This window comes from Vibrio sp. 970, from assembly GCF_033339075.1.
In genome coordinates this window covers 1-542 of sequence record NZ_JAWOTW010000712.1, presented here as the reverse complement: position 1 = coordinate 542, position 542 = coordinate 1, and the positions used below count along the sequence as shown (strand labels likewise).

General features: G+C 46.3%; 1 protein-coding gene. It reads right to left on the bottom strand.

Annotated features, from left to right (window positions below; translation table 11 throughout):
• Positions 1–542, bottom strand: a 542-nt coding sequence (locus R7Q11_RS28770; protein ID WP_405532615.1) for a relaxase/mobilization nuclease domain-containing protein, incomplete at both ends; no start/stop codon positions are given.

The following is a 542-nucleotide window of genomic DNA, read 5'->3' as shown; positions in this document are numbered from 1 at the left end:
AACCGTCTGTGATCGCTCTGGCTGCCTCTTGTTTTTGAACAGGTAGATTACGAGGGGTCACTAACTCCCTTTTATGCAAAGGGTCATCAGGATCATGCAGATTTAACGTGGCATTCATGCCCGTTTTCCAAGCATTGATTCGAGGTTTATCTGCTCGGTCAAAATAAGGTTGGAGTCGCTTGCCCGTTTGTAGCTCCACGTTCGGAACAACAAAATTAAGCTCTAACCGTCCTTTGTCTCGATGCTCTACCCAAAGGCAAGAGTACTGATCCGCTTCCAGCCCTGGTAACAACGCTTTTTCAAAACTCGACATGATGTGATCTTTGGCCTCTCTAGGGAGATCGAATTCTTCAAAGGACAGCACACCAGACGTGTATTTTTTTGCATAAGGACTCGAATCTATCAGCTCTTGAACCTCACTTGGTGAGCCTCTATCGAGTGTGGCACCCTCTCGATCTCTCTGCTTACCAAGTAAATAATCAACCGGACCAGAGCCTTTACCGACACCACGAGCGTGAAATTTAACAATCATGAACGGGAAT